Here is a 22420-nt window from a genome sequence, read left to right on the forward strand (position 1 = left end):
CGCACGTGGGGCCGGCGTCGCGCAGCGCACGGGCGGTGGCGGCCATGGAACGGCTGGCGGCGGCCAACAGCGCCGAGCTCGGCCGGGCCGACGCGAAGGCCGCGGTGCTGCTGGGCTTCACGGGCGCGGCGTTCGGGGCGTTCCTCCCGCTGAGCCGCGACGGCGGTGGCGGGTCCTCGGCCGCGCACCTGCTGTGGTGGACGACGGCGATGAGTGCGCTGCTGGCCGTCGCGTGCTTTGTCGCCGCGATCGTGCCGCGCCGCCGCCGGGGGCGGCGCAGGGCGACCGGCGCGCCCGGCTACTTCGAGCACATCACCGCGGCGGACGGCGCCGAGCGGCTGGGCGGCGAGTTCGAGGCGTCCGGGCGGGATCCGGGGCGGGCATTGCTGTCCTCGCTGATCGGGACCAGTGCGATCATCCGTTCGAAGTACCGCTGGATCGAGGCGGGCACGACGCTGCTGCTGCTCGCCCTGATGCAGTTCGGCGCGGTGCTGCGGCCGGTCTGACACGCCGCAGCCCCGGCCTGGTCGGGCCGGGGCTGCGGGTGGGTGCCGGGGTGGTCAGGCGGCGGCGGGGGCCGGGAGGTCGAGGCCGCGGGTGGTGACCAGGTGGGCGGTGCCGTCCACCAGGCGGTAGGAGAGGCCGACGACGGCGGTGCGTCCGGCGTCGACCGCGTCGGAGAGGATGCGCGAGCGCTCCATCAGCAGGGCGACGGTGTGCCTTATGTGCTCGTTGATGAAGTGGGAGTTGTCGGTGTGTCCGGCGGCGTTCGCGGCGAGCACGCTCGGGGTGACCCGTTCGATCACGTCGCGGACGAAGCCCTCGCCGGTGGCGCCGGCGGCGACCGCCTCGCGGGTGGCGGCGACGGCGCCGCAGGAGTCGTGCCCGAGGACCACGACCAGCGGGGTGCCCAGCAGGCTCACGCCGTATTCGATGCTGCCGAGCACCTCGGGACCGAGCACGTGGCCGGCGGTGCGGACCACGAACAGGTCACCGAGGCCCTGGTCGAAGATGATCTCGGCGGCGAGTCGGGAGTCGGAGCAGCCGAACAGCACCGCGAACGGTGCCTGCGCCGGCGCCGTCTGGGTGCGGCGGGCCGCATCCTGGTTCGGGTGGTGGGGGCTACCGGCGACGAACCTGCCATTGCCCGCCAGCAGCATCTCGAAGGCTTCCCGGGGAGTGAGGTTCGCGGCGTCTGTCATGCCCGCAGACTACGTCCCCCGGCTAGGGGCAGGCTCGTCCGGGCCACCTCCTGGACGCGCCGGAGCCGCTCACGGAACGGGACGAACCAGTCGAAAATGGCCGGAATCGTTCGAATATCGGTGTGGCGGCGGCGATAATTATGCAGGAACTGCGCCGTTGGTGCGGACACCATCGATCCCGCCGGCCGGCCCCGCGAGCGCGTTGACGATGCGCCGGGCCGGCGCCGCTCAGTAGCAGCGGTACTCGCGGTAGCCCTCGTTGGTCTCGCCGTAGTTGTTGCGGAACACCACGTTGTAGTGGCCGTACCGGGCCCCGTTGCCGCCGGTGAACGTGTACGCCAGGGTCTGCACGAACCCGCCGTTGCCGTAGTAGTTGGTGTAGTAGTCCGGGCAGCCCATGCCCGTCAGGTCGGCGATCCCCGCGGCGGAGGCGGTGCCGGTCATTCCGACCACCAGCGCACCCCCGAGGGCGAGAACGGACATGGCCTTGGCGGCGCGGCGGATGGGCACGGGGGCTCCTCTGGGTAGCGAGGTTCGGGGCGGCCGTGGGTGGGCCGGGAGGGATCCTGCCGGGGTTGAGTTGAGCGCGTCAATGGTATGTACCAATTGGCGCCGGAGGATGGCCGGAATCGGACTCGCGGCGCGGTGGCGTGCCCTCGGCAGCGCGGGAGGGCCGCTCGGGATGCCGGGTCGAGCTGCGCCAACTCCTCGGCGAGGCCGCCCCGTCGGGCCGCTTCGCCGTCGGGCCGCTTCGCCGTCCGGCGGCCGAGCGCCGAGCGTCGAGCGTCGAGCGCGGAACTCCGTGGCGAGGTGGCAATCGGGTCCGGCATCATCCCCGTGTGATCATCATGCAGCCCGTTCTGGAGATCTTCGCCGACGACGACTTCACGCTCTGGCCGGTCGGCAACCACGAGCCGTACGGAGTCCTGGCACTGAACGGGAAGTTGACGCCGGCGGAGGTCGGCACGGCAGTCAAGCGGATCGCCGACTGCAACGACTTCGAGCCGGAGGAAGAGCACGGGCCGTGCCCGACCGATCCGCTCGGTATGTTCCTGCACGGGCTGCTCACCATGCCGGACCTGTTCGCCGCCGGCGGCCTCCGGTTGACCGACACCGCGACCGGCACCGTTTTCGAGCCCGGCTGCTGCAACGGGCTGGAGACCTGGCGGGACTGGCTGGACGCGCTGGAGGTCGGGGGCAGCGCCACCTTCGGCCACGACCCGTCCCCGCTGGCCGAACGCGTCGGCGGCACCGTCCGGCTGACGCTCGACGCCGAGGCCGAGAGCGCCGGCCCGGTGATCGAACTGCCGGTGGACGAGGTACGCGCACTCGTCGCCGGCGCCGAGCAGGACCTGCGGGACTTCCTCGGGCTTGCCGCAGCCTGGGCCGAGCAGCACCTGTCGACCCACGCCGCCGCTGTCACCGCCGCCCTGTCCCGAGCGCTGGACCTGGACCAGGACCTGGAGCTCGCTGAATGACCAGCTTCCGGACCCACCGGGCCCGCGTGCACGACGACCGGCTCCCCGTCCACCGGCGGCACAGCGCGCTGCGCACCTGCGTCACCGAATTCGCCCCCTACGGCTTCCGTGCGACCTACCACCACCTCACCCTCAGCGCCCGCATCCCCCGGCGCCTGGAGGCGGACCCGGACTCGCTGCTGCGGGCAGTGGAGGAACTGCACGAGGCCCGGCTGCTGCTGCGCGCGCAAGTGGAGAAGTTCGAGGAGCGACGCCGGACGGAGAAGCGGGCCGGGCGCCGAGCCGTACCGAACCCCCAGCCGTGGTGGCTGCAGGGCCGGGGCAGCGAGCTGAGCATCTGGTACGACGATCCGTTCCGCCACCCGCCGCTGCGCCTGGCCGCGTACGTCCGGCGGCAGAACGCCCTGATGGACGGCGCCGAACTGCCCGGCTGTCGGGCCTGCGGATACGAGGGAGCGCCGAGGTCGCGCTCGACGGGGCACGGCTGGATCGACCAGTGCGGCCAGTGCTCAGCGGTGCTGGCACCATGCCCGTGCGAGCGCCGGCACCCGCTCGTACCCACGGTCGCGAACGGCTGGCCCGCGATCTGGCGGCGGGCGCACATGGGCGATGATGGCAGGCCCAACCCGCACTGGCCCGCGAGCTGACGCACGCGCCTCCCGCACCCCGAGCAACAGGAACCGGCCCATGACCCTTCTCGTGCACACCTTCCTCCCCGCCGCCGACGGCGAACGCGAGTTCCTGGAGGATCCCGCGTACGGCCAAACCCTGGCCGGCTTCGAGAGCACCCGAACCCGCCTGTGGGGATCCGAAGCGATCCGGGCCTTGGGCGCCCGGTTCTTCCCGCGGCTCGACGGCCACGACCTCTACGTGGTGCCGGAGGAGATCGACGACTTCCTCGCGGAGTGTGACCTCGTCCGTCCGCACCTCGACCAGCTGGCCGAGCAGGGTGGTTATGAAGCCGACTACGTCGCCGAGCGGTTCGACAACATCCTTGTCGCCGCGCGCCGGGCCAAGTCGGTGGGCGGCGGGATCGTCGTCTGGTAGCCATGCCGGGTACATGGCCGGGGTGGGTGTCGGCGGGCGGGGTTACGGTCTCGGCCCATGGGGTTCTCGGGATCTTTTGTCGTGGCGCGGGTCGACCGGCCGTTGAACGAGTTGGCATCGGTACGGGCAGCGGGTGCGCCGCTCTACTGGTTGGCCACGGACGGGGCGTGGCAGATCCTTCAGATGCACACGGACGACAAGACCCCGGACGCGATCCTCGCGGGGACGGGGGGTCCGGTGCTTGAGATGCACGTCCACGACAGCGACCTCGCCTGGGTGGAGGCCAAGGGTCTGGCCGACCTGGGTTGGCGCGGTGTGCTGTCTCCGGAAATGGCGCGGGATCACCAGGTCCCCGAGTGGTGGATCGGCGAGCCCGACGAGGTCGGCCGCAAGGCCGTGGCCTGGGCGGAGGAGGCCGGGCTGCGGCCCGATCCGGCCGCCGTTCGGGTTGCCCTGGTCGCGGAGAGCGACCCGTTTGCTGAGGACTTGATATTCGCCCTGGTCAAGGCCATGGGCCTCAGGTTCGGTCCTGGCGAGAACCTGATACTCAGCTAGGGCATGCCTGAACGGCCGTGCGGGGACGGCCCGTTGGGCTTCCGCCGTCAGGGCGCTTGGCGGTAGAGGACGGCCGTCGCCGCCGTGATGCTGGCCGCGAGGAGAAGCGCCCAGGGGAGGTGGTGGTGCAGGACGAGGAGGGCGCCCGGGGCGGTGCCGGCGGTCATGGTGAGGGCGGCGAGGATGCGGCGGCGCTGGTGGGGGGAGTGGCGGCCGGCCAGGCGGGTGTCGGCGGCGAGGCCGGTGAGGGTCATGGTCAGGACGGTGGTGGTGAGATCGGGGACGCCGAGGCTGCGGACGGTGGCGTTGCGCAGTCCCATGGCGACGGCGAGCAGGGCGATCACGCCGTACTGGACGGCGCCACCGGTGCCCACGGCGAAGGCCACGACGGCGGCGGCGAGGTGGAGCAGGGTCTCGGCGGCGAGGGCCGGTCGGAGACGGCCGGTGGTGAGGCGTCCGCCGAGGGCCGCGCCGAGCAGGAACGCCCCGAGCGAGGTGAGTGAGCCGAGGGTCGAGAATCCGGGCGCGCCGGCCAGCGCGAAGCCGATGACGACCACGTTGCCGGTCATGTTGGCGGCGAACACGTGGTCGAGCCCGAGGTAGCTGACGGCGTCGATCAGTCCGCTCACCGCCGTGAGCCCGAACAGTGCGAGGGCCAGCGGGTCGCCGTCCTCGGTGGCCGCGCCGATCGGCCGGGACGGTGACGGGGGTGCGGCGGACGCGGGCACGGCTCCTCCGGGGCGGACGGACTGTCGGCTGGTCAGTAGCCTGCCAGGGCGCCGCCGCACACCGACGGACCCCGCAGCCCGCCGACACGTCCGGTCGAACGCCGGGCGCGGGCCGTACCGGCGGGAATGCTGGTGCCCATCGACGCAACCGGCCTTCGGCGTACGGGGAATGACGATGAACCAGCGAGAATCGTCCGGCGCGCAGCTGAACCGTCGCGGCCTGCTGACCGCCGCCGCCGGAACCCTGGCGGCCGCGGCCGTCGCGCCACCCGCGGCCGCGGCCGTCACGCCACCCGCCGGCGCCGCCGGTGCGGCGTCCGGGCGGGATCCGGAGAGGTTTGGGCCGGCGGCGGTGCGGCCGGGGGATCCGCGGTACGAGAGCCTGCTGCGGGGCGACAACCACCGGTTCTGCGGGAGACCTGGCGGAACCAGCCGGCCGCATGCGCGTCCGTGACCCGGGACCACGGGTCTTCCGGGCCGGGTACTCGATCTACTTCACCACCCTCGATGACATGGTCAGCCACCTCAAGGCCGCCGAAGCCTCTGGACGCCTGGCCGGCAAACTCCGCACCTACCTGCGGCCCAGCGTTCTCGTGGTCGACGAGGTGGGCTACGAGCCCCTGGAACGCGCCGAGGCGAACCTGGTCCTCCAGGTAATCTCCAAGCGCTACGAGAAGGGCTCGATCATCCTGACCTCGAGCAAGACCTTCAGTGAGTGGGGCCAGGTCTTCGGCGACGACGTCCTCGCGACCGCGATCCTCGATCGGCTCCTGCACCACTGCGACGTAATCTCCATCAACGGCCCCAGCTACCGGCTGAAGAACCGGCTCGCCGCCATCGAGCGGGACAGCGACGCGGCCTGATCATCTGAGCCTCTGCAGCCAGCAAGGGCGGCTCTATTCGTCGAGGTACTGATACTCCCCGCTTGCGCCTCCGATCACCACACCCCCATCGCGGACCTGCCACTCACTCATGCCCTCGGTCTCATGGCTGACGAGGAAGAGGCCGGTGACCAGGTCGTTGTCATCGTCGGAGGCAGGGATCTGCGCTACGAGACGTAGTTGTTCCCGGAACCAGTCGACGGACTGCTCGCGCATGTCAGCACCGAAGAAGACCCAGTTGGTGAAGTTGTACTGCCGCTCGGGGAAGCCCCAGCCGCCGCTATAGGTCCGATCGGGGTCCTCGGAGCCGACGATCTCCTTGACTCGGACAAGCTGCTGGTCGTCGCACTCCAGCCAGCCCCTGATGCGGACAAAGACACCCACGACAATCGCTCCTTCGTGTCCCGGGCACCTTCTGCTGAGTGTCCACGGTGACGCCAAAACGAACGATAGGCGGAACGAGCTCGGCCCTGCAAAGGACTTGATCAGCTCAAACAGGACGTCAGACGGAGCTTCCGACAACTGAGCACGTTCGTCCGTACCTGGCTGAGCGCTTCAAGGAGTACGCCGGCAGGGACAAGGGCCCGGACACCGAAGCGCCCGGAACCCCATCCGTTCCCACGACGCCACGCCCCCCGTTCCCCGAAGACGTCAACCGTCCGACCGGCGGCTCGACGTCGTCCCGACGCCGAGCGGGATTGCCCCGGGCCGGCCTCGGCGGCGACGTGCTCCACGTCGGACATCAGCATCAGCGCCATGCGCGACACGACGGCATCGCACGAGCCTCTGGGAAAGGGGTTGCTGCACGCGGGTCACATGCGGGTCGGCACTGGCCATGGCGGGGCCGGCGAGCCATGTCGAGCTCCCGCTGCGACGGATCGGTGCCTGCGAGAGCCTGTGCGCCACGCCCCGGCGAGCAGGTTCACCAGCACATGGCTGGGCATGGCTTGATGTATCCCGACACCGATCGTTGGAGTCGATCAGAATCGCGACCTTACTGTCTTCACCGCGGAGGCCTTCCGCGTCCTGCGCCCCCGGCGGCCGGGCCGCCACCCGCGTCCGGCCCGAGTCAGTCAGCGGCTGCCGGGTTGCCGGCATGTCGGCCGGAGAGGACGAAGGCTGCGCCCACGGGAAGGCGGCGATCTCAGTCGTGCGGGACGACGGCGACCGGGGCGGTGCAGTGGTGGATCGCCGCGTGGGCGACAGCGCCGAGCCGGGTGCCGAGGCGGTGCTGCCGGCGGCCCACCACGACCAGGTCGGCCTGGGCCGAGGCGGCGACCAGCGCGTGCGCGGCACCGCCGGTCCTGGTCTCGGCGACGGCCTCGACGCCGGGATGTGCCGCCCGGACCGGCGCGAGCGCCTTGGCCAGCACGTCCATGAGCTCGGCGCCCCGGAGTTCCACGTCCTCCTGCGGCGGCATCCAGCCTGCCGCGGTCCAGAACGGGACCGCCTCCCATCCGTGCACTGCCCGCACTCGCGCCCCCCGGCGCTCGGCCTCGGCGAACGCGAACTCCAGCACCGCCGCGGAGGACTCACCGGCCACGCCCACGACGATCTCGGGGCGGTCGGCGGCGTCGGCAGGAGCTGCGGGCGCGCCGTCGCGGACCAGCACCACCGGGGTGGTGCTGCGGGCGGCCACGGCCAGGCCGACGGAGCCCACCACCAGGCCGGCGAAACCGCCGAGGCCGCGTGAGCCCAGCACGACGAGCCGGTGCTCCGCGGCACGGGCGAGCAGGGCGTCGGCGGGGTCGTCGGCCACCGCCTCGGTGACGACGTCCAGCGCGGGGTGAACGCCGCGCAGCCGGTCAGCGACCTCTTCCAACTCCAGCAGGGCGCCGCGGTGGGGAGCCGCCGCGGGCCCGTCGCTCCAGGCCGAGCCGAGCCAGGGCCAGGCGTGCACGATCCGCAGCGGTTCGCCCTGCCGGGCCGCCTCGGCGGCGGCCCAGCCGACTGCGGTTTCGGACCGCGCCGATCCGTCGAACCCGGTGACGATTCCGTGGGCCATGGCCGTTCCCTTCTGTCGGGCGGTGACCCGGTGTCCCGCCTCCGGGATCCATGCTGCTGCTCGCGGCGACCGCCCCGACAGGACCCGACGGTCCCTCGCGCGGACCCAAGGTCCTTCTTCGCAGCAGGACTTGGCATGGGGCCGGGTGGCGTCGGCGGGTTGCTCAGCGCAGCCAGCGGCGGGACCGGACCACCGGCAGGGTGGCCCACCAGCGGCCCAGGCCTCAGCGGTCACCGGCCTGCGCGGCCGCGAGGACGATCGACAGGAGGGCATAGACCATGTGGTGGTCGACGACCGGGTTGGTCGATCCGCGGGGTGCCCCGCCCGCGAGGTGTTGGGCGGGAGGCCATTCGGCCGCCCAGTGGAACCTCCGGAATCTTGCTGACCTTTTGCTGACCCCGGATGTTGGATCACGCCCCTGAGCTGGGGAGAGACGTCGATCTCGTGATAACAAGCAGAACTACCCGCGCCTGCAACGCGTCAAGGCCCGCTGGGACGCGAACAACATCTTCCGGCATGCTCTCTCGATCGAACTGCCGCACTGACCTGGCATGCAGGCCGGAATCGAGTATCCGGAGCCGCAGCCGAATCCTTCGGTGTGTCCACAAATGATGTGATCATGTGAAGTGAGTGTTCGTCAGATCACTTAGACGGTAACGTCTTTCGCCATGGGGCGGGAGGATCCTTGGCTCGCGCGCATCGAGGACACCCAGGGGCGCGTGCATGGTGCCGGGACGATGCTCGACGGCGAGTATGTGCTGACGTGTGCGCATGTGGTCGAGGAGGCGATCGGCGCTGTGCGCGGGGCCGATCGCGAGGTCCGGGTCCGTATTGCCGGACGTCCCGACGAGGCCCATCCGGCGACCGTTGTCGAGAGTTGCTGGCAGCCGCCGCTGCCGGATCAGCGTGGGGATGTGGCGATTCTCGCCCTTCGGTCCGTGGTGCCGGGCGCGCCGCGGGCGAGGATCCGGCGGACCTGGCAGCACGACGAGATCGTGCGGATCTTCGGATTTCCGGCGGGTACCGACAACGGTCAGCTGGCCAGGGCGAAGATCGCCTCGTACGACTTCACGGGGGAGCGGGTGCAGCTCGACGCGGTGCTGGAGCAGCGCGTCGATCGCGGGTTCAGCGGCGCGGCGGCGCTCGCCGCGAGTGGTGAGATCCTCGGCGTGATCGCGGTGGTCCGGGCGCCGCTCGCCGAGAGCAGCTGGATGATCGCGGTCCGGACGCTGTACAAGTACGCGAGCGCGGTGCTCGACGGGCATCTGGCGAGCCGGCCCTCGCAGGTGGCGCCGAGCGACTGGTCGTCGCCGCGGGTCCCGGAGGTCCTGGACGACCCGGTGCAGCTCGCGCTGACCCGGCACCTGGTCGGCTGGCTGGCGTCCGGTGGGCCGGGCGGGGTCTGTGCGATCGGCGGTGGCGGCGCGGTCGCGCTGACGTCCCGTCTGGTGGGCCTGACGGTGCCGGGCTACCGTCGGGCGGCCCCTGACGAAACCGTCACCGGCGCCCCGCCCGGCACCGTTCCCCAGCTGGGTGAGGTGGACGCCGCCGTCGACGCGACCGGGCGGACGACGGAGCAGGTCGCCGAGCAGCTCGCGGAGAGTCTGAGCCTGCTGACCGACCGCGTCACGGATGAACTCTTCCACCAGCTGGAGGAGTTGGGCTCACCGATCGTCGTCGTGGTGAACGCGGTCGACCTGGCGGCCGACCCGGGTGAGCTGTACTACCGGCTGCTCGAACCGATCGCCGCGCGGGCGCCGAGCATCGGCGTGCGCCTGCTGCTCGCCTACCACGGCGACCCTCCGCGTTACGTCCGCAGCGCGGTCGCGGCGAGCCTCGGGCGGCCCGCCGCGACCGCCCCGCCGGGCGGTCAGCGGGGCGGTGGGCACGGCGGGGCGACGCGGTTCGGCCAGCGACTCGAGCGGCTCGACCGGTTGGCGGAGGAGGTCGAGGCGGCCGAGCGCGACGCCCGGGTGTGCCGCGACCACGTCGCACCGCGGATCCTCGGCACGCCGCCGCCGCAGGTCGCCGGCGCCGCCGCGCTCGCGGTCCGCCTGCGGGTGCTGCGGGACACCCAGCACCACGATGGTGCCGGACCGGCCAACGCCGGATCCGCCCTCCGGGGACGGCTGCTGGGCGAACTCCATGCCTGCGAGGAGGCGGCCGCCCGGTTGCTGGCGCGGGCCCGGCGCCTGCACGCCGCGTGCACGGCCCTGCTCGCCCGGCGCGACCGGGCCCGGGGGCGGCTGGACGCCTACCGCTCGGAGGCCGCGGGGCGCGGCCTGATCGAGGAACTGGGCGAGCCGTACGAGGCGGCCCGGCGGCTGCTCTACAGCGGTGAATGCGATCTGCCCCTCGCCGAGCTCCGGGTCGAGGAGTACCACCAGGCCGTTCGACGCGTGATCGACGGGAGACAGGCATGAACCGGTGCAACCGTCCTGGCTGCGGTGGCGAACTCGACGCGACCGGCTACTGCCGGCGCTGCCTGCTCCCGCCACTGGTGGCCCCGCCGGCGGGCGCCGGCCGGCCGCCGGCCGGGGAACAGGCCCCGGTGCGCTCGGTGCGCTCGGCGCCGGTGGGCACAGGTCGCGGCATGGTGCCGGTGGGCACGGAGCGCGGCGTGGCCCCCGTGCGGTCGGTGCGGTCGGTGCCGGTGGGCACAGGCTTCGGCGTGGTGCCGGTGGGCACGGAGCGCGGCGTGGTGCCGTCCGGGCGCCGCGCAGAACTCGTCCAGCCGCCGCGCCAGTTCGGCGACGACCCCTGGTGGGGGCTGGGCCTCGTCACGCTGCCGACCATCGACGGACCGGAGCCGGGCCAGGCGGTCAAGGCCGTGCCGCAGATCCCGGAGGAGCGGAGGGTCTGCCCCAACCCCGCCTGCGGCCGCCCGGTGGGCACCGGCCTCGACGGCCAGCCGAGCCTGTTGGAGGGGCGCTGCCCGTACGACGGAACGGCCTACTCGTTCGTGCCGAGACTCAGCCCGGGCGAGCTGCTGTCGGACCGCTACCGGGTCGCGGGCTGCATCGGGCACGGCGGCTTCGGCTGGGTCTACCTCGCCCACGACGAGCGCCTGAACAACCGTCCGGTGGCGCTCAAAGGCCTGATCGACGCGGAGGACCCCGTACATGTCGAGGACGCCGCCGAGGAGAAGCGGTTCCTGATCGAGCTCAGGCACGCCGACATCGTCGACATCTACGACTTCGTCACGCACGAGCCGGCGGGCGGGTCCCGGCACGGCTACCACGGCTACCTGGTGATGGAGTACCTGCCCGGCTACTCCCTGGAGCGCCCGGACCTGTTCGGCAAGCTGGAGACCGAGCAGATCATCGGCTACGTCCTGTGCGTGCTCCGGGCGTTCCAGTACCTGCACGACCGCCAGTACCTGTTCTGCGACCTGAAGCCGAGCAACCTGATGGTGTACGGCTCCCGGATCAAGCTGATCGACCTCGGCGCGGTGCGCGAGGCCGGGAGGCCGGGCAGGTGGGCGTACTCGGAGGACTACCGGGCCCCGGAGCTGCTGGACACCGGGCCCACCGTAGCCACCGACCTCCACACGGTGGGCCGGACCCTGGAGTCGCTCCTCGGGTGGTACACCGCCGACCCGGACCATGCCCGCTTCACCTCACTGCGTCAGCTCATCAGCCGCGCCACCAACGCCGATCCGCAGCTGCGGTTCGGTTCGGCGGCCGAGATGGCGGGCCAACTGAGCGGCGTGCTGCGCGAGTTGGTCTCCAGGCGCGACGGCACCCAGTACACCGCGCCGTCGCTGCTCTTCGCCCGCTCCACCACGCTGCTCGACCCCGGACTCGGGACGGTGCCGCCGCTCGACCGGTGGACGAGCACCGCGGCGCTGCGGGCGGCCGCCGAGGGCAGCTGCCGTCCGCTCGTCACCGCCCCGCCCGCGCCGGTCATGGCGGCGGCCGGGCTGCCCGAGCCGCTGGTCGACGCCCGCGATCCCGCCGCCGGGTTCCTCCGGGCCTCGGTCAGCGCCGATCCGGCCGTCGCCCTCTCCCAGCTCGCCTCCTACACCGACGCGGCCCCGGCCGCCGCCCGCGTCCCCTCGCCCGAGGTCGAGTTGCTGCGCTGCCGGCTCCACCTGCGGCTCGACGACCTCGAAGCGGCCCGCGCCGCGCTGGACCGGGCGAGGGGCCTGCTGCGGCCCGGCTGGCGGCTCAACTGGCACGAGGGGCTGACAGCCCTGGCCGAGCGGCAGTTCGGCGGCGCGGAGAAGATGTTCACCGCCTGCCACCGGATGCTGCCGGGTGAGCTCGCGCCGAAGCTCGCGCTGGCCCTGTGCGCCGAGTACCGGGCGGCGACCGACGAGGAACTCGACGCCGCAGCGGCCGCCTACCTGTCGGTGTGGCGGACCGACAGCTGGCACGAGAACGCCGCCTTCGGCCACGCTCGGACCAGGCTCCGCCGCGGCGACCGGGCCGGCGCGGTCTCGGCGCTGCGGGAGATACCCGACACCTCGCCGCACCACCGGGCGGCCCGGATCGCCGCGCTGCGGATCCACACCGGGCGGCTCGGCGCCGGCCCCGAGGGCCTGCCCGGCCGCACGGACCTCGCCGAAGCCGAACAGGCGCTGGCCACACTGCCGTTGGACGAACCCGAACGGCGCCGGCTCGCCGCCCTGATCATGGAGGCCAGGCTCGACCGTCGGCGCAGCGCGCGACCGGACCGCACCGCGTCCGAGGACGAAGCCACCGAGCACGAACTCCGGTCGTGGCTGGAGAAGGAATACCGGGCGTTCGCCCAGTGGGCACCGGACGAGATGCGCCACACCGTGCTCGTCGACCTGGCCAACGCCGTAAGACCGGTCACCACGCAGTGAACCCGCACGCTCCGACGGATCGTCAATCTTTCTCTAAGGACGGGGAATTGGCACATGAGCGAAGCGCCGAGAGTCACCCTCGAGGCCAACTACGACAGGTACCGCTCCCTGGCCGAACGTGAGGTGCACGTCTACCTCAGCGTGGCCGCGAGCACCCCGGACGGCCGGTCGGCGGGCCCGCGGAGCCAGGCGCAGTTCGCCGAGGTCGTCCTGCTGGACCAATCGGGGTCGATGAGTCATCCGCGCACCAAGCTCCAACGGGCCAAGGAAGCGAGCTGCGCCGCCATCGACACCCTGCGCGAGGGAACCCGCTTCGCCGTGGTCGCCGGCACCCACGAGGCCACCATGATCTACCCCCGGGAGTCCTTCCTCGCCCCGGCGAACGCCACCACCCGCGCGGAGGCCAAGCAGGCCGTCAACCGGATCGCCCCCGGCGCCCAGGGCACCGTCATCGGCGCCTGGCTCGACAAGGCCCGCGAACTGCTCGAACCGCACCGCGACCGGATCTGCCACGCGCTCCTGCTCACCGACGGACGCAACGAACACCAGGACCGCTCGGCACGGTCGATGGAGACCGTACTCGCCGACTGCCGTTCCGTGTTCACCTGCGACGCCCGCGGCATCGGCGCGGACTGGGAGCCCGCCGAGCTGAGACGGATCGCCGAGGAACTCCGGGGAACGGCGGACGCGGTACCCGACCTGGCCGACCTGGCACCCGACTTCCGCACACTGGTCCGCACCGCCATGGGCCGCACACTGTCCGACCTGGCGCTGCGGGTGCGCTGCGCACCGGGAGTGTCCGTGTCGGTCCTCGAACAGGCCCACCCGGCGGTGGCCGACCTGCTCCGCCACCGCCTGCCACTGGCCGGAACAGCGGTGACCGACTACCCGACCGGCCCCTGGAGCAGCGAGACCCGCGGGTTCGTCGCGACCTTCACCGTGACCGGCGACCGGACGGCCGGCGCCGGCGCGGAGACCCTGGCCTCCATCGAGGTGGTCATCGGCGCCATCGGCACCGAACGGGCCACACCCGTCAGCCCGGTCGAGGTGGTCACCGCGCGCTGGCTCGACCAGCCGGCCCCGGAAACCGTCCTCGGGGCCGACCGGCACCGCCACGAGCAGGAGAAGGAGCTGTACGCGCTCAGATGGCGCGGCGGCGCGCTGTTCCGCCAAGGGGATCGCCAAGGCGCGTGCGACGCCTGGGGCCGGGCCGTGGCGCTGGCCACCGAACTGCGCAACGAGGACGCGCTCCGGCGACTGGGCCAGGTCGTCCAGGTCGAGGACGCCGTACGCGGCGTGGTCAGCCTGCTGCCGGAATTGGATCCCGACTACGTCCTGCAGGCCATGATGGGCACGGTCACCAGCAGCTCCTACAGCCACTCGCGCAACCCGGCGCCACGCGCCGACCCCGCGCCCGCGCACCCGTCCGGCCCTGGGCCCGTCTGTCCGAGATGCCACCGGATCGCCGTGGCCGGCGCACGGTACTGCGAGAACCTCGCATGCGACCACGAATTCACCGACCACGCACCGGCGGTGGGCGGATGACGGCCCCCGGCACGGTGACGCCCGAACCGGCGACGGACGAACCGGCGGCACCCTCCACCACCGCACGCACCCTGCGCCGGCTCCGCGCGGCCTTGGTGGCCGGCAGCCTGCTGACCGGCGCGCTGTGCCTGCTGGTGTCCAGCCAGGCCCACACCGGAACCTACGCCGCCGGCGGACGGGCCGCCCCCGCGCTGCTCCGGGCCGAGGCCGCGAACAGCGCGCTCGCGGACGCCCACCGGGTGGCGGTGCACGGCTTCCTCCAAGGCACCGTGGGACTCGGCGGCCTCGGCGACCAGTACCAGAACGACATCGCCGCGATCAGCCAGAACCTCGCGGAACTGGCCAGGTACAACGTGGCGGGCCCGGAGAGCACCAGCGATCTGCAACTCGTCGAGGGCCTCGTCGTCGCCTACAACGCCGAGATCGAGCAGGCCGCCGCCGACTACCAGCGGACCCACGACATCAACCGCGCCCTGCCGGCCCTCTGGTACGCCACCCTGCAGTACCGGGAGATCTCGGCCACGCTGGACCGGCTGCGGACGGACGGCCGCACGGCACTGGCCGACCGGCGCAGCTCGGCGTGGCTGGCGGGCACCACAGAGCTGCTGTTCCTGCTGCCGTTCGCCCTGGTACTGGCGCTGTTCGCGCGGACCCAGTTCGTGCTGCGCCGCCGGTTCCGGCGCCGGCTGAGCATCTGGCTGACGACCGCTGCGCTCGCCCTCACCGCGGCGGTGCTGTGGTGCGGTCAGTCGCTCGGTGCCTCGGAGGGACACCTGCGCTCGGCCCTGGACGGTCCGTTCGGCGAAGCGGTCACCCTGACGCAGCAGCAGGCGAGCCGGTCCGCCGCCGAGGCCGGCGAGGACCTGTTCGCCATCGTCACCGACGAGAAGGCCTGCCCGGACGCTCCCGGGTACTGCGGGACCGGCCTGACACCGCCGGCGCCCGCGACCGGCGGGACGAGCGAAGACGGTCACCAACTGGGCCGGGCCGAGGCCGAGTTCACGAACGGGGTCGGCAGGGCGGACGCCTCCTCCACCGAACGCCTGACAGTCGTCCTGCTGCTGACCCTGACCGCGGCGGGGGCGGCCGCCCGCGCGCTGAATCCGCGCATCGACGAGTACCGGTTCGGAGGCCGATGATGCGGCACAAGCGCCAGGCAGCCCTCCGGCTCCTACTGGCCCTCACCCTGCTGGCCGGGTCCGCCTCCTGCCTCAGCGGCTCGTCCACGTCCGACCGGCGAGTCCTGACCATCCTGACGCCCTGGACCGGCGGCGACGAGAAGGACTCCTTCCAAGCGGTGATCGATGCCTTCGAGGCCGACAACCACGACATCACCGTCCACGCCTCGCCCACCCGGGCGCTCGACCAGGTGCTGCGGGCCGGTGTGCAGAAGGGCGAGGAGCCGGACCTGGCCGTGGTCGCGAACCCCGGGGCGCTGCGCTCCTACGCGCAGCAGAACGCCCTGGTCCCGCTGGACGGCTTTCAGAACAAGGCACTCGGCGATGAACTCGTCGCGCAGCTGAAGTCCGACTACGACCCCCTGTGGTACCGGCTCGGGGAGGCCGGGACGAAGCATCAGTACGCGGTCGTCGTCAAAGCCTCCGTCAAGAGCCTGATCTGGTACAACCGTGAGCTCGCCATCCGACCGGACAGCAGCTGGGCCGACGTGGTCGCCGCCGGCCGGTCGAAAGCCCACCAGGGCGGGACGCCCTGGTGCTTGGCCATGGCCGACCCCCCCAACTCGGGGTGGCCCGGCACCGACTGGATCGAGGACATCCTGCTGCACCAGTCGGGCGTCGGCACCTACACGGACTGGGTCGACGGCAAGCTCGAATGGAAATCTCCAGAGGTCATCGCGGCCTGGCAGACCTGGGGCCAGACCGTCGCTGCCCCGGACGCGATTCGTGGCGGCCCGCTGACCGCGCTGCTGACCAGCTACGGCGAAGGGTCCTATCCGTTCTTCACCGCAACGCCCGGCTGCTACCTCGAGCACGGCGCCCTCGTCACCCCGGACCCCGAGACACCGACCACACTCGTCTCGGGAAAGGACTACGACTTCCTCGCGTTCCCCGACTCCCAGTCGACGTCGACGTACGAGGTGTCGGGAGATCTCGTTGCGATGTTCCGCGACTCGCCCGAGGCGGAGAGGTTCATGGCCTTCCTCGCGAGCCGGAAGGCCCAGCAGATCTGGCCGGAACGCCAGCCGGAGGCGGCCTTCTCCGCCAACCGCACCGTCACGAAGACGCTGGCCCAGGGCGCGACCAACCTCATCGCCCGCCGGATCAACCAGCTGCTGGACTCGGGCGCCACCCTGTGCTTCGACGCCTCGGACACCATGCCCAGCGCCATGTCGGCCGCGTTCAACCACGCGGTGCTCGAGTACCTGAACGACCCGACCCGACTGGACGCGATTCTCGCCGATCTGGAAAAGGTCCGGGTCGACGCCTACCCGCAGCCGATACAGAGCTCCGTCTGCCCGCCCCCATCCTCAGGCCAGGAGGCCAAGTGACAACACGTACCGAATTCACCCTCGCGTCCGGCGGCACGCTGGTGGTCGAGAGCGAGGGCACCGGCACCGGGGTGGCGCCGGCCGGCCGGGGAAGTCTGGAGCGAGCCAGCGCCACGGTGCGGGACTCGCTGCACACTATGGTCAACACGGCGTCCGACGTGATCGACGCGTTCCGCGCCCTGCCACGCCGACCCGACGAGATCGAGGTCAAGTTCGGCGTCAAACTGGACGGCAGCGTCGGCGTGATCCTGGCGGGCGGCTCCGCCGGCGTCCACTTCGATGTGACGCTCCGCTGGTCCCCCGACCATGCTGCTGAAGCCGAGGACGAGGACGAGGACGAGGCCGAAGCCCAGGCCCAGGCCCAGGAGTGAACGCAACTGCCAGGTGCGAGCCGCCTGTCGCGACTCGCACCTGGCAGGACCGTTGCCGTGCTAGAGGCGGAAGGGGTTGCCTCCTGTCCGGCGAGCAGGTACCAGGCGGTGGCCCCGGTGTGCAGGGACGCGTAGTAGCGGTCGCATGAGCCCTGCCGGCCTTCCAGTGTGATCATTTTCCACAATGGGGGCGCCCAGCAAGGCCAGTGACGAGTTGTTGCAGGTCAGGAGGTTGTTGACGAAATGAAGTGCTGATCGACGGTTTGCTCTTTGGTGTCGACGTCAGACTGCGCGCAGTAGGCGTTGTGCAGTCAGATTGAGGAAGTATCGGTATTCGGTGGGCTCGTCGATGGTGAATTCGATGTCGGTGGCTGCCAGGACGACGGTGATCCATTCGAAGGAGTCGACGTAGGCGGTGTAGCGGCAGTGGTGGTCATCGATCGGTTCGAGTTCACCGTCGATCCGGTGAAGCCTGCCGGCAGCGTCACGAGCGTCGGCGTTGAGCGTGAGGACGATGCGGACGGTTCTGGGGCCGCGGAAGCGGTGTTGGAGGTGGCGTGCGAGATCGTCCGTCGGTAGGGCGCGCGGGGTGAATCTCTCCGCCTCGACGTGTGGCGTACCGACCCGGTCGACGCGGAAGTTCCTCCAGTCGTGGCGGTCTCGGTCCCACGCGTAGAGGTACCAGCGGCCGCGGATCTGGACCATTCGCATCGGCTCGACCGTGCGCCGCGAGGAGCCCGCCTTTCCCTGGTAGTCGAAGGTGGCGGGGGCGTGCTCGGAGATCGCTGTCGCCAGTGAGCGGAGGACGGCGTTGTCAGTCTGCGGGGGCGCGGTGTGAGCGAATTCGACGGCGGCGAGGACTTGTTCGGTGCGGTGCCGCAGGGCCGATGGCAGGACCCGTCGGAGCTTGTCCCCGGCGCGTTGAGCGGACTCGGTGACGGTCTCGACTCCAGTGCCTCCCGCCGCTGCCCAACGCAGCCCGAGGGCGATGGCGATGGCTTCGTCGTCGTCGAGCATGAGCGGCGGCAGCGCAGCGCCCGCGACGAGCTGATAGTAGCCACCGGGTCCACGGGTGCTCCGGACGGGGTACCCGATCTCGCGCAACAGGTCGAGATCACGTCGGAGCGTGCGGCCGGGCACCTCCAACGCTCGGGCGAGATCCTCACCGGTCCACCGCCGGCCGGACTGCAGCAGCGACAGCAACCTCAGCGCCCGCTGGACCGGTGTCGCCACGGCGTCCTCCCGGCCAGGTCGCTCATCCCCATAGTTGTGGCAATGATATGGCCACAACTGCTTGTAGCGTCCGTCCATGGCCCACAAACGAGTCCCCGACCGCGCGAGTTGGATCACGGTCGAGAAAGCGCGCACGCACAACCTCCGAGATGTCACTGTGCGGGTGCCCAAGCATCGACTGACGGTGTTCACCGGAGTTTCGGGGTCGGGGAAGTCGTCGCTGGCCTTCGACACCATCGCCGCCGAGGCCGACCGCCTGGTGACCGGTTCCTATCCGGTGTTCGTGCGCAACCGGCTGCCGCAGCATCCGGCGGCGAACGTCGACCGAATCGACGGGCTGACCTTCACCACGATCATCGATCAGCGGCGGTTCACCGGCAGCGCACGGTCGACCGTAGGCACGGCCAGTGACATCGCTCCGATGCTGCGGCTGTTGTTCTCGCGGGTCGGACGCCCCAGCGCGGGCTTCTCCCCGGCCTACTCGTTCAACGACCCGACCGGGATGTGTCCGCATTGCGAGGGGCTCGGCGTCGTCGATGACATTGACCTCGACCGGCTACTCGATCGGTCGCTCAGCCTGCGGGAGGGCGCCATCCGGTTTCCCACGTTCGAGCCGGGCACGTACCGGTGGAAGCGACTGGTGGACTCGGGGCTGGCCGACGTGGACGTGTCTCTGCGTAACCTGCCGGGAAGCGTCGTCGACACGCTGTTGTACGCCGAAGAGATCAAGCTGACGAACCCGCTGCCGGGCTACCCCAAGCATGGGACGTTCGACGGCGTCATCCCGCGACTGCGGAACTCCTATCTGCGCAAGGCGCCGTCGCGGTTGTCCGACGAGGTCGAATCGGCGCTCTCCCGCATCGTTTTCCGCCGAGCCTGCCCTGACTGCGGTGGAACTCGGCTCAACGAGGCGGCAAGAGGCAGCCTGATCGGCGGCAGGTCGATCGCCGACTGGTCGAACCTTCCGATCACAGAACTGCACAACACCGCAGCCTCGGTGAATGATCCGACCGTGGCGCCACTGGTCACAACGATCCTTGAACGGCTCCACGCCTTCGAGCTCGTCGGGCTGGGGTACTTGTCCCTCGACCGGGAGTCCTCCACTCTGTCCGGTGGCGAGGCGCAGCGGGTCAAGATCGTTCGGCATCTCGGCAGCCCGCTCAGCGACGTGTGCTACGTCTTCGACGAACCCAGCGCCGGACTGCATCCCCACGACGTGCAGCGACTCCTCGACCTCATCGCACGACTCCGCGACGCGCACAACACGGTCCTCGTCGTCGAACATCACCCGGCCGTCATCAACGCGGCCGACCACATCATCGACCTCGGGCCCGGCGGCGGAACCCTCGGCGGGATCGTGACCTTCGAAGGAACACCGAAAGACCTGACCGCCACCGACACCGCAACGGGGCGGTTCCTCCGGCAGGCCGTCCCGCTGAACACCACACCGCGCGCACCGACCGGGAAGGTGCGGATCAGCAACGCCCGCCGGCACAACCTCCGCGACATCACCATCGACGTTCCCCTCGGCGTCCTGGTCGCGGTCAGCGGTGTCGCCGGCTCGGGGAAGAGCACCCTGTTCGCCGGCGAACTACCGCGCCAGCATCCGGACTTCGTCACCGTCGACCAGACACCGTTGCGTGGCGGCACCCGGTCCACCCCGGCGACCGTGCTCGGCATCGCCGAGGCGATCCGGACCGTGTTCGCCGCCGCCAGCGGCCTGCCTGCACCGTGGTTCAGCGCGAACGCCCGTGGCGCCTGCCCCGTTTGCAAGGGCAAGGGAGTCGTCATCACGGACCTCTCCTTCCTCGACGACGTGCGCACCGAATGCGACGCCTGCGAAGGCACGCGCTTCAACCCCGAAGCCCTCGCGGCCCGATATCACGGTCACACCATCGCTGACGTCCTCACGATGAACCCCGAGGACGCGGTCGAGCTGTTCTCCGAACACCATTCGATCCGCCGGCGCCTGCCGTGGATGAGCCGCGCCGGCCTCGACTACCTCACCATCGGACAGAGCGTCGACACCCTCTCCGGCGGCGAACGTCAACGGCTGCTCCTCGCCAGACACCTCGCCGACACCACCACAGAGGCTCTCCGACTCGTCCTGGACGAACCCACCACCGGCCTGCACGGCGCCGACGTCGACCGCCTCCTCACACTCTTCGACGACCTCATCGACCACGGCGCGACCATCATCGCGATCGAACACAACCAACGAGTCATCGCCCGAGCCGACTACGTGGTCGACGTCGGTCCAGGCGCCGGCCACCAAGGCGGGACCATCCTCTACCAAGGCACACCGCAGGGACTCCTCGACGCCCCTGACTCGATGACCGGCCAGTACCTCCGAGGGCAAGTTGCGTCGGCACGACCTTCGGCCCGAGTACGGAATGGGCAATCCGGGTGAACCACGGTGCGGGTTGGCGGACAACCGCCTGCCGCCATGCTCGATCCTCAGCGCGGTTCTTCGCCAGCGGGCCGCTCGGCAAGGCGTTCCGCCGCGCGGGTACTCCCGAGGTCCGCTGCTTTTCGGTACCAGTCCACGGATTCGGCGTGCTTTCCTTGCTGCTCGAGAATCCACCCGACCGACTCCGCGGCCCTTGCGTTGCCCATTGCCGCGCAGATCAGAAACCAGTGTTTCGCCTCGCGCAGTGCGCCACGCTCTGCCAGCCTGACGGCGAGCCGGAACATCGCCTCGGGATCGCCGTTCTCGGCATCAGGCCGGTAGCCGGCTTCGGCTGCGGCGGCGATTTCCGGTCGGTCGGGTTGCGGGTGAAGGTTGAATCCGGGGGTTCGGCTGCCGTCCTTTCGGAACGTCACCATGGACGTTTCGGCTGTGGTGCGGACGTTGCAGCTGGTCCACGCTTTTTTCTCCCCGCAGCTCCACTCGATGCCGAGTTCCCACTCGACGTCGTGCTCCTGGGTGTGCGCGGTCAGCAGGAACCACTCGCTCTGCCCGCGCGGAATGGTGGTGGGAAGTGTGATGGGAACGGGCCCGTCCGCCATTTGCGCCGGTTCGTCCAGCCACACCCGAACCTGCGGGTCCGGGATGCTGCCCCAGGGGTCGATTTCCAACGGTGCGGTTCGAGTGGGATGGCGGGATTTCACCCGGAAGCCCAGGGTGTGCACGACCACCGGCTCCGCCTCGGGTGCGCTCACTCGCACCGCGATCCCGTGTCCGCTGACCTGGGCGGTAATCGGGCGCGGACCGGTTGCCGAGCTGGGCGGATAAATCAGCTGAAGACGGCTGATGAATCGAACTTCAACGACGGGTTCCAAAGGGCCATCTCCGTGCTCCTGGCTTGGCCGTGAACTCGAAAGGATGCCCACCGAGATCGATGACGCTCGTGCCCGACCGGCTTGCGCAGGTCCAGTCGAGTTCCAGGCGCCATTCGACGTAGTGGCGGGTGGAGGTGACTGTCAGCTCGAATACTTCCGGGTCGCCCGGAGAGACCGTGTACAGGAATTTCGGGCCTTTCAGGCGCGGCGGGTTTTTGTCGAGATCAAGGGAATACTTGCGCACTTGCGGGATTCCCAGATGCGTGGTCTCGGTTCCGTCGAGCGGAGGGCGGCGCGCCACCACAATGGGGCGCAAGGCGCGTAGCAGGACGGCCCGGTCCTCGACGGCCTCCACAAAGATCCGGACCAGCCCACCGCTGAGGGGAACTCCGTCGGACCAGTCGCGCTGGATCACGTAGTCGGACTCCACCTCGCAGGTAATGGCGACCGGAATTTCGGCAGGAGGCCGCTGCGGGGGAGAGTGGTAGATGTTCACCGCGCCGACCGATCCGGCCTGTACGACCGACTCGGCCCTGCCCGAGAAATCGTTGTGCGTCCGTGGTTCCGACGTCCCGCCGCTGTCCGAGCGTTCGGGATCCCTGGTGCCACCGTGATCACTCATGCTTCCCCCACGCTGAGATCGTGCGATCGGCGCCGCGGCCGCCGGCGTGCGTCTCAGCCATCGTCCTCCGTCCGGGTGCCGGAAGGACCCGGTTCGCCGGAGATTCCAGGGTCGGGCCGAGAAAGGTGGGA

General features: G+C 70.9%; 20 protein-coding genes and 2 pseudogenes. 14 read left to right on the forward strand and 8 right to left on the reverse strand.

What is annotated here, in order from left to right:
* Window positions 1-44 precede the first annotated feature (44 nt).
* Complete coding sequence (locus tag ACGFWJ_RS05455) at window positions 45-506, forward strand: Pycsar system effector family protein (RefSeq protein ID WP_392945532.1); 462 nt, start codon at window positions 45-47, stop codon at window positions 504-506.
* A 54-nt stretch (window positions 507-560) separates the two neighbouring features.
* Here the strand turns inward: ACGFWJ_RS05455 and ACGFWJ_RS05460 are convergent, their stop codons facing one another.
* The gene (locus tag ACGFWJ_RS05460; protein WP_392945534.1) at window positions 561-1202 is read right to left on the reverse strand and encodes a carbonic anhydrase; all 642 of its coding nucleotides are present in this window, start codon (window positions 1200-1202) and stop codon (window positions 561-563) included.
* A 228-nt stretch (window positions 1203-1430) separates the two neighbouring features.
* A complete protein-coding gene (locus ACGFWJ_RS05465) occupies window positions 1431-1712 on the reverse strand; it encodes a hypothetical protein (protein WP_392945536.1) in 282 nt (93 codons plus the stop codon).
* Between the two features lie 338 nt (window positions 1713-2050).
* Here ACGFWJ_RS05465 and ACGFWJ_RS05470 point away from each other — a divergent pair, with 338 nt between their 5' ends.
* From ACGFWJ_RS05470 to ACGFWJ_RS05485, 4 genes are read left to right on the forward strand one after another with little or no spacing between them, the layout of a single operon-like run.
* Window positions 2051-2680, forward strand: coding sequence for a hypothetical protein (locus tag ACGFWJ_RS05470; protein ID WP_392946486.1), 630 nt, complete (start codon window positions 2051-2053; stop codon window positions 2678-2680).
* Entirely contained in the window at window positions 2677-3327 is a 651-nt protein-coding gene (locus ACGFWJ_RS05475; protein ID WP_392945538.1) for a hypothetical protein, read from the forward strand. Before ACGFWJ_RS05470 ends, ACGFWJ_RS05475 begins: the two co-directional genes overlap by 4 nt.
* 40 nt (window positions 3328-3367) lie before the next feature.
* A complete protein-coding gene (locus ACGFWJ_RS05480) occupies window positions 3368-3727 on the forward strand; it encodes a hypothetical protein (protein ID WP_392945540.1) in 360 nt (119 codons plus the stop codon).
* A gap of 57 nt (window positions 3728-3784) precedes the next feature.
* On the forward strand, window positions 3785-4282 hold the full coding sequence (locus ACGFWJ_RS05485) for a hypothetical protein (RefSeq protein ID WP_392945542.1): 498 nt from the start codon (window positions 3785-3787) through the stop codon (window positions 4280-4282).
* A gap of 47 nt (window positions 4283-4329) precedes the next feature.
* Here the strand turns inward: ACGFWJ_RS05485 and ACGFWJ_RS05490 are convergent, their stop codons facing one another.
* Window positions 4330-5010 (reverse strand): YoaK family protein, encoded by a 681-nt coding sequence (locus ACGFWJ_RS05490; RefSeq protein ID WP_392945544.1) that lies wholly within the window; start codon window positions 5008-5010, stop codon window positions 4330-4332.
* 473 nt (window positions 5011-5483) lie between these two features.
* On the opposite strand from ACGFWJ_RS05490, the pseudogene ACGFWJ_RS05495 reads away from it, so the two are divergent.
* A pseudogene (locus tag ACGFWJ_RS05495) lies at window positions 5484-5873 on the forward strand (ATP-binding protein); the annotation flags it as partial.
* Window positions 5874-5906: 33 nt separating this feature from the next.
* On the opposite strand, the gene ACGFWJ_RS05500 reads toward ACGFWJ_RS05495, so the two are convergent.
* Together ACGFWJ_RS05500 and ACGFWJ_RS05505 are read right to left on the reverse strand one after the other, a co-directional pair.
* The gene (locus ACGFWJ_RS05500) at window positions 5907-6275 is read right to left on the reverse strand and encodes a hypothetical protein (protein WP_392945546.1); all 369 of its coding nucleotides are present in this window, start codon (window positions 6273-6275) and stop codon (window positions 5907-5909) included.
* 760 nt (window positions 6276-7035) lie between these two features.
* Window positions 7036-7896, reverse strand: coding sequence for a universal stress protein (locus ACGFWJ_RS05505; RefSeq protein WP_392945548.1), 861 nt, complete (start codon window positions 7894-7896; stop codon window positions 7036-7038).
* 464 nt (window positions 7897-8360) lie between these two features.
* Between ACGFWJ_RS05505 and ACGFWJ_RS05510 the strand changes: the two are divergent.
* The 7 genes and pseudogenes from ACGFWJ_RS05510 to ACGFWJ_RS05540 all read left to right on the forward strand — a co-directional run.
* A pseudogene (locus ACGFWJ_RS05510) lies at window positions 8361-8441 on the forward strand (BBE domain-containing protein); the annotation flags it as partial.
* 123 nt (window positions 8442-8564) lie between these two features.
* Complete coding sequence (locus ACGFWJ_RS05515) at window positions 8565-10319, forward strand: trypsin-like peptidase domain-containing protein (RefSeq protein WP_392945550.1); 1755 nt, start codon at window positions 8565-8567, stop codon at window positions 10317-10319.
* Window positions 10316-12727: a tetratricopeptide repeat protein gene (locus tag ACGFWJ_RS05520; protein WP_392945552.1), complete on the forward strand. Its 2412-nt coding sequence runs from the start codon at window positions 10316-10318 to the stop codon at window positions 12725-12727. Before ACGFWJ_RS05515 ends, ACGFWJ_RS05520 begins: the two co-directional genes overlap by 4 nt.
* 54 nt (window positions 12728-12781) lie before the next feature.
* Window positions 12782-14272 carry a VWA domain-containing protein gene (locus ACGFWJ_RS05525; RefSeq protein WP_392945554.1) on the forward strand — a complete coding sequence of 497 codons (1491 nt, stop codon included), beginning with the start codon at window positions 12782-12784 and terminating at the stop codon, window positions 14270-14272.
* Complete coding sequence (locus ACGFWJ_RS05530; protein WP_392945556.1) at window positions 14269-15411, forward strand: hypothetical protein; 1143 nt, start codon at window positions 14269-14271, stop codon at window positions 15409-15411. Before ACGFWJ_RS05525 ends, ACGFWJ_RS05530 begins: the two co-directional genes overlap by 4 nt.
* Window positions 15408-16781, forward strand: a complete 1374-nt coding sequence (locus tag ACGFWJ_RS05535; RefSeq protein ID WP_392945558.1) for an ABC transporter substrate-binding protein — start codon at window positions 15408-15410, stop codon at window positions 16779-16781. Before ACGFWJ_RS05530 ends, ACGFWJ_RS05535 begins: the two co-directional genes overlap by 4 nt.
* Window positions 16778-17152: a CU044_2847 family protein gene (locus ACGFWJ_RS05540; RefSeq protein ID WP_392945560.1), complete on the forward strand. Its 375-nt coding sequence runs from the start codon at window positions 16778-16780 to the stop codon at window positions 17150-17152. Before ACGFWJ_RS05535 ends, ACGFWJ_RS05540 begins: the two co-directional genes overlap by 4 nt.
* Before the next feature lie 282 nt (window positions 17153-17434).
* On the opposite strand, the gene ACGFWJ_RS05545 is transcribed toward ACGFWJ_RS05540, so the two are convergent.
* On the reverse strand, window positions 17435-18385 hold the full coding sequence (locus ACGFWJ_RS05545; protein WP_392945562.1) for a helix-turn-helix transcriptional regulator: 951 nt from the start codon (window positions 18383-18385) through the stop codon (window positions 17435-17437).
* Window positions 18386-18461: 76 nt separating this feature from the next.
* Here ACGFWJ_RS05545 and ACGFWJ_RS05550 point away from each other — a divergent pair, with 76 nt between their 5' ends.
* On the forward strand, window positions 18462-20795 hold the full coding sequence (locus ACGFWJ_RS05550) for an excinuclease ABC subunit UvrA (protein ID WP_392945564.1): 2334 nt from the start codon (window positions 18462-18464) through the stop codon (window positions 20793-20795).
* A gap of 47 nt (window positions 20796-20842) precedes the next feature.
* Here the strand turns inward: ACGFWJ_RS05550 and ACGFWJ_RS05555 are convergent, their stop codons facing one another.
* Both ACGFWJ_RS05555 and ACGFWJ_RS05560 read right to left on the reverse strand, forming a co-directional pair.
* Complete coding sequence (locus ACGFWJ_RS05555) at window positions 20843-21667, reverse strand: tetratricopeptide repeat protein (RefSeq protein WP_392945566.1); 825 nt, start codon at window positions 21665-21667, stop codon at window positions 20843-20845.
* Window positions 21651-22289: a hypothetical protein gene (locus ACGFWJ_RS05560; RefSeq protein ID WP_392945568.1), complete on the reverse strand. Its 639-nt coding sequence runs from the start codon at window positions 22287-22289 to the stop codon at window positions 21651-21653. Before ACGFWJ_RS05560 ends, ACGFWJ_RS05555 begins: the two co-directional genes overlap by 17 nt.
* Between the last annotated feature and the right edge of the window lie 131 nt (window positions 22290-22420).

Source organism: Kitasatospora sp. NPDC048407, from assembly GCF_043200475.1.
Taxonomy (GTDB): domain Bacteria; phylum Actinomycetota; class Actinomycetes; order Streptomycetales; family Streptomycetaceae; genus Kitasatospora.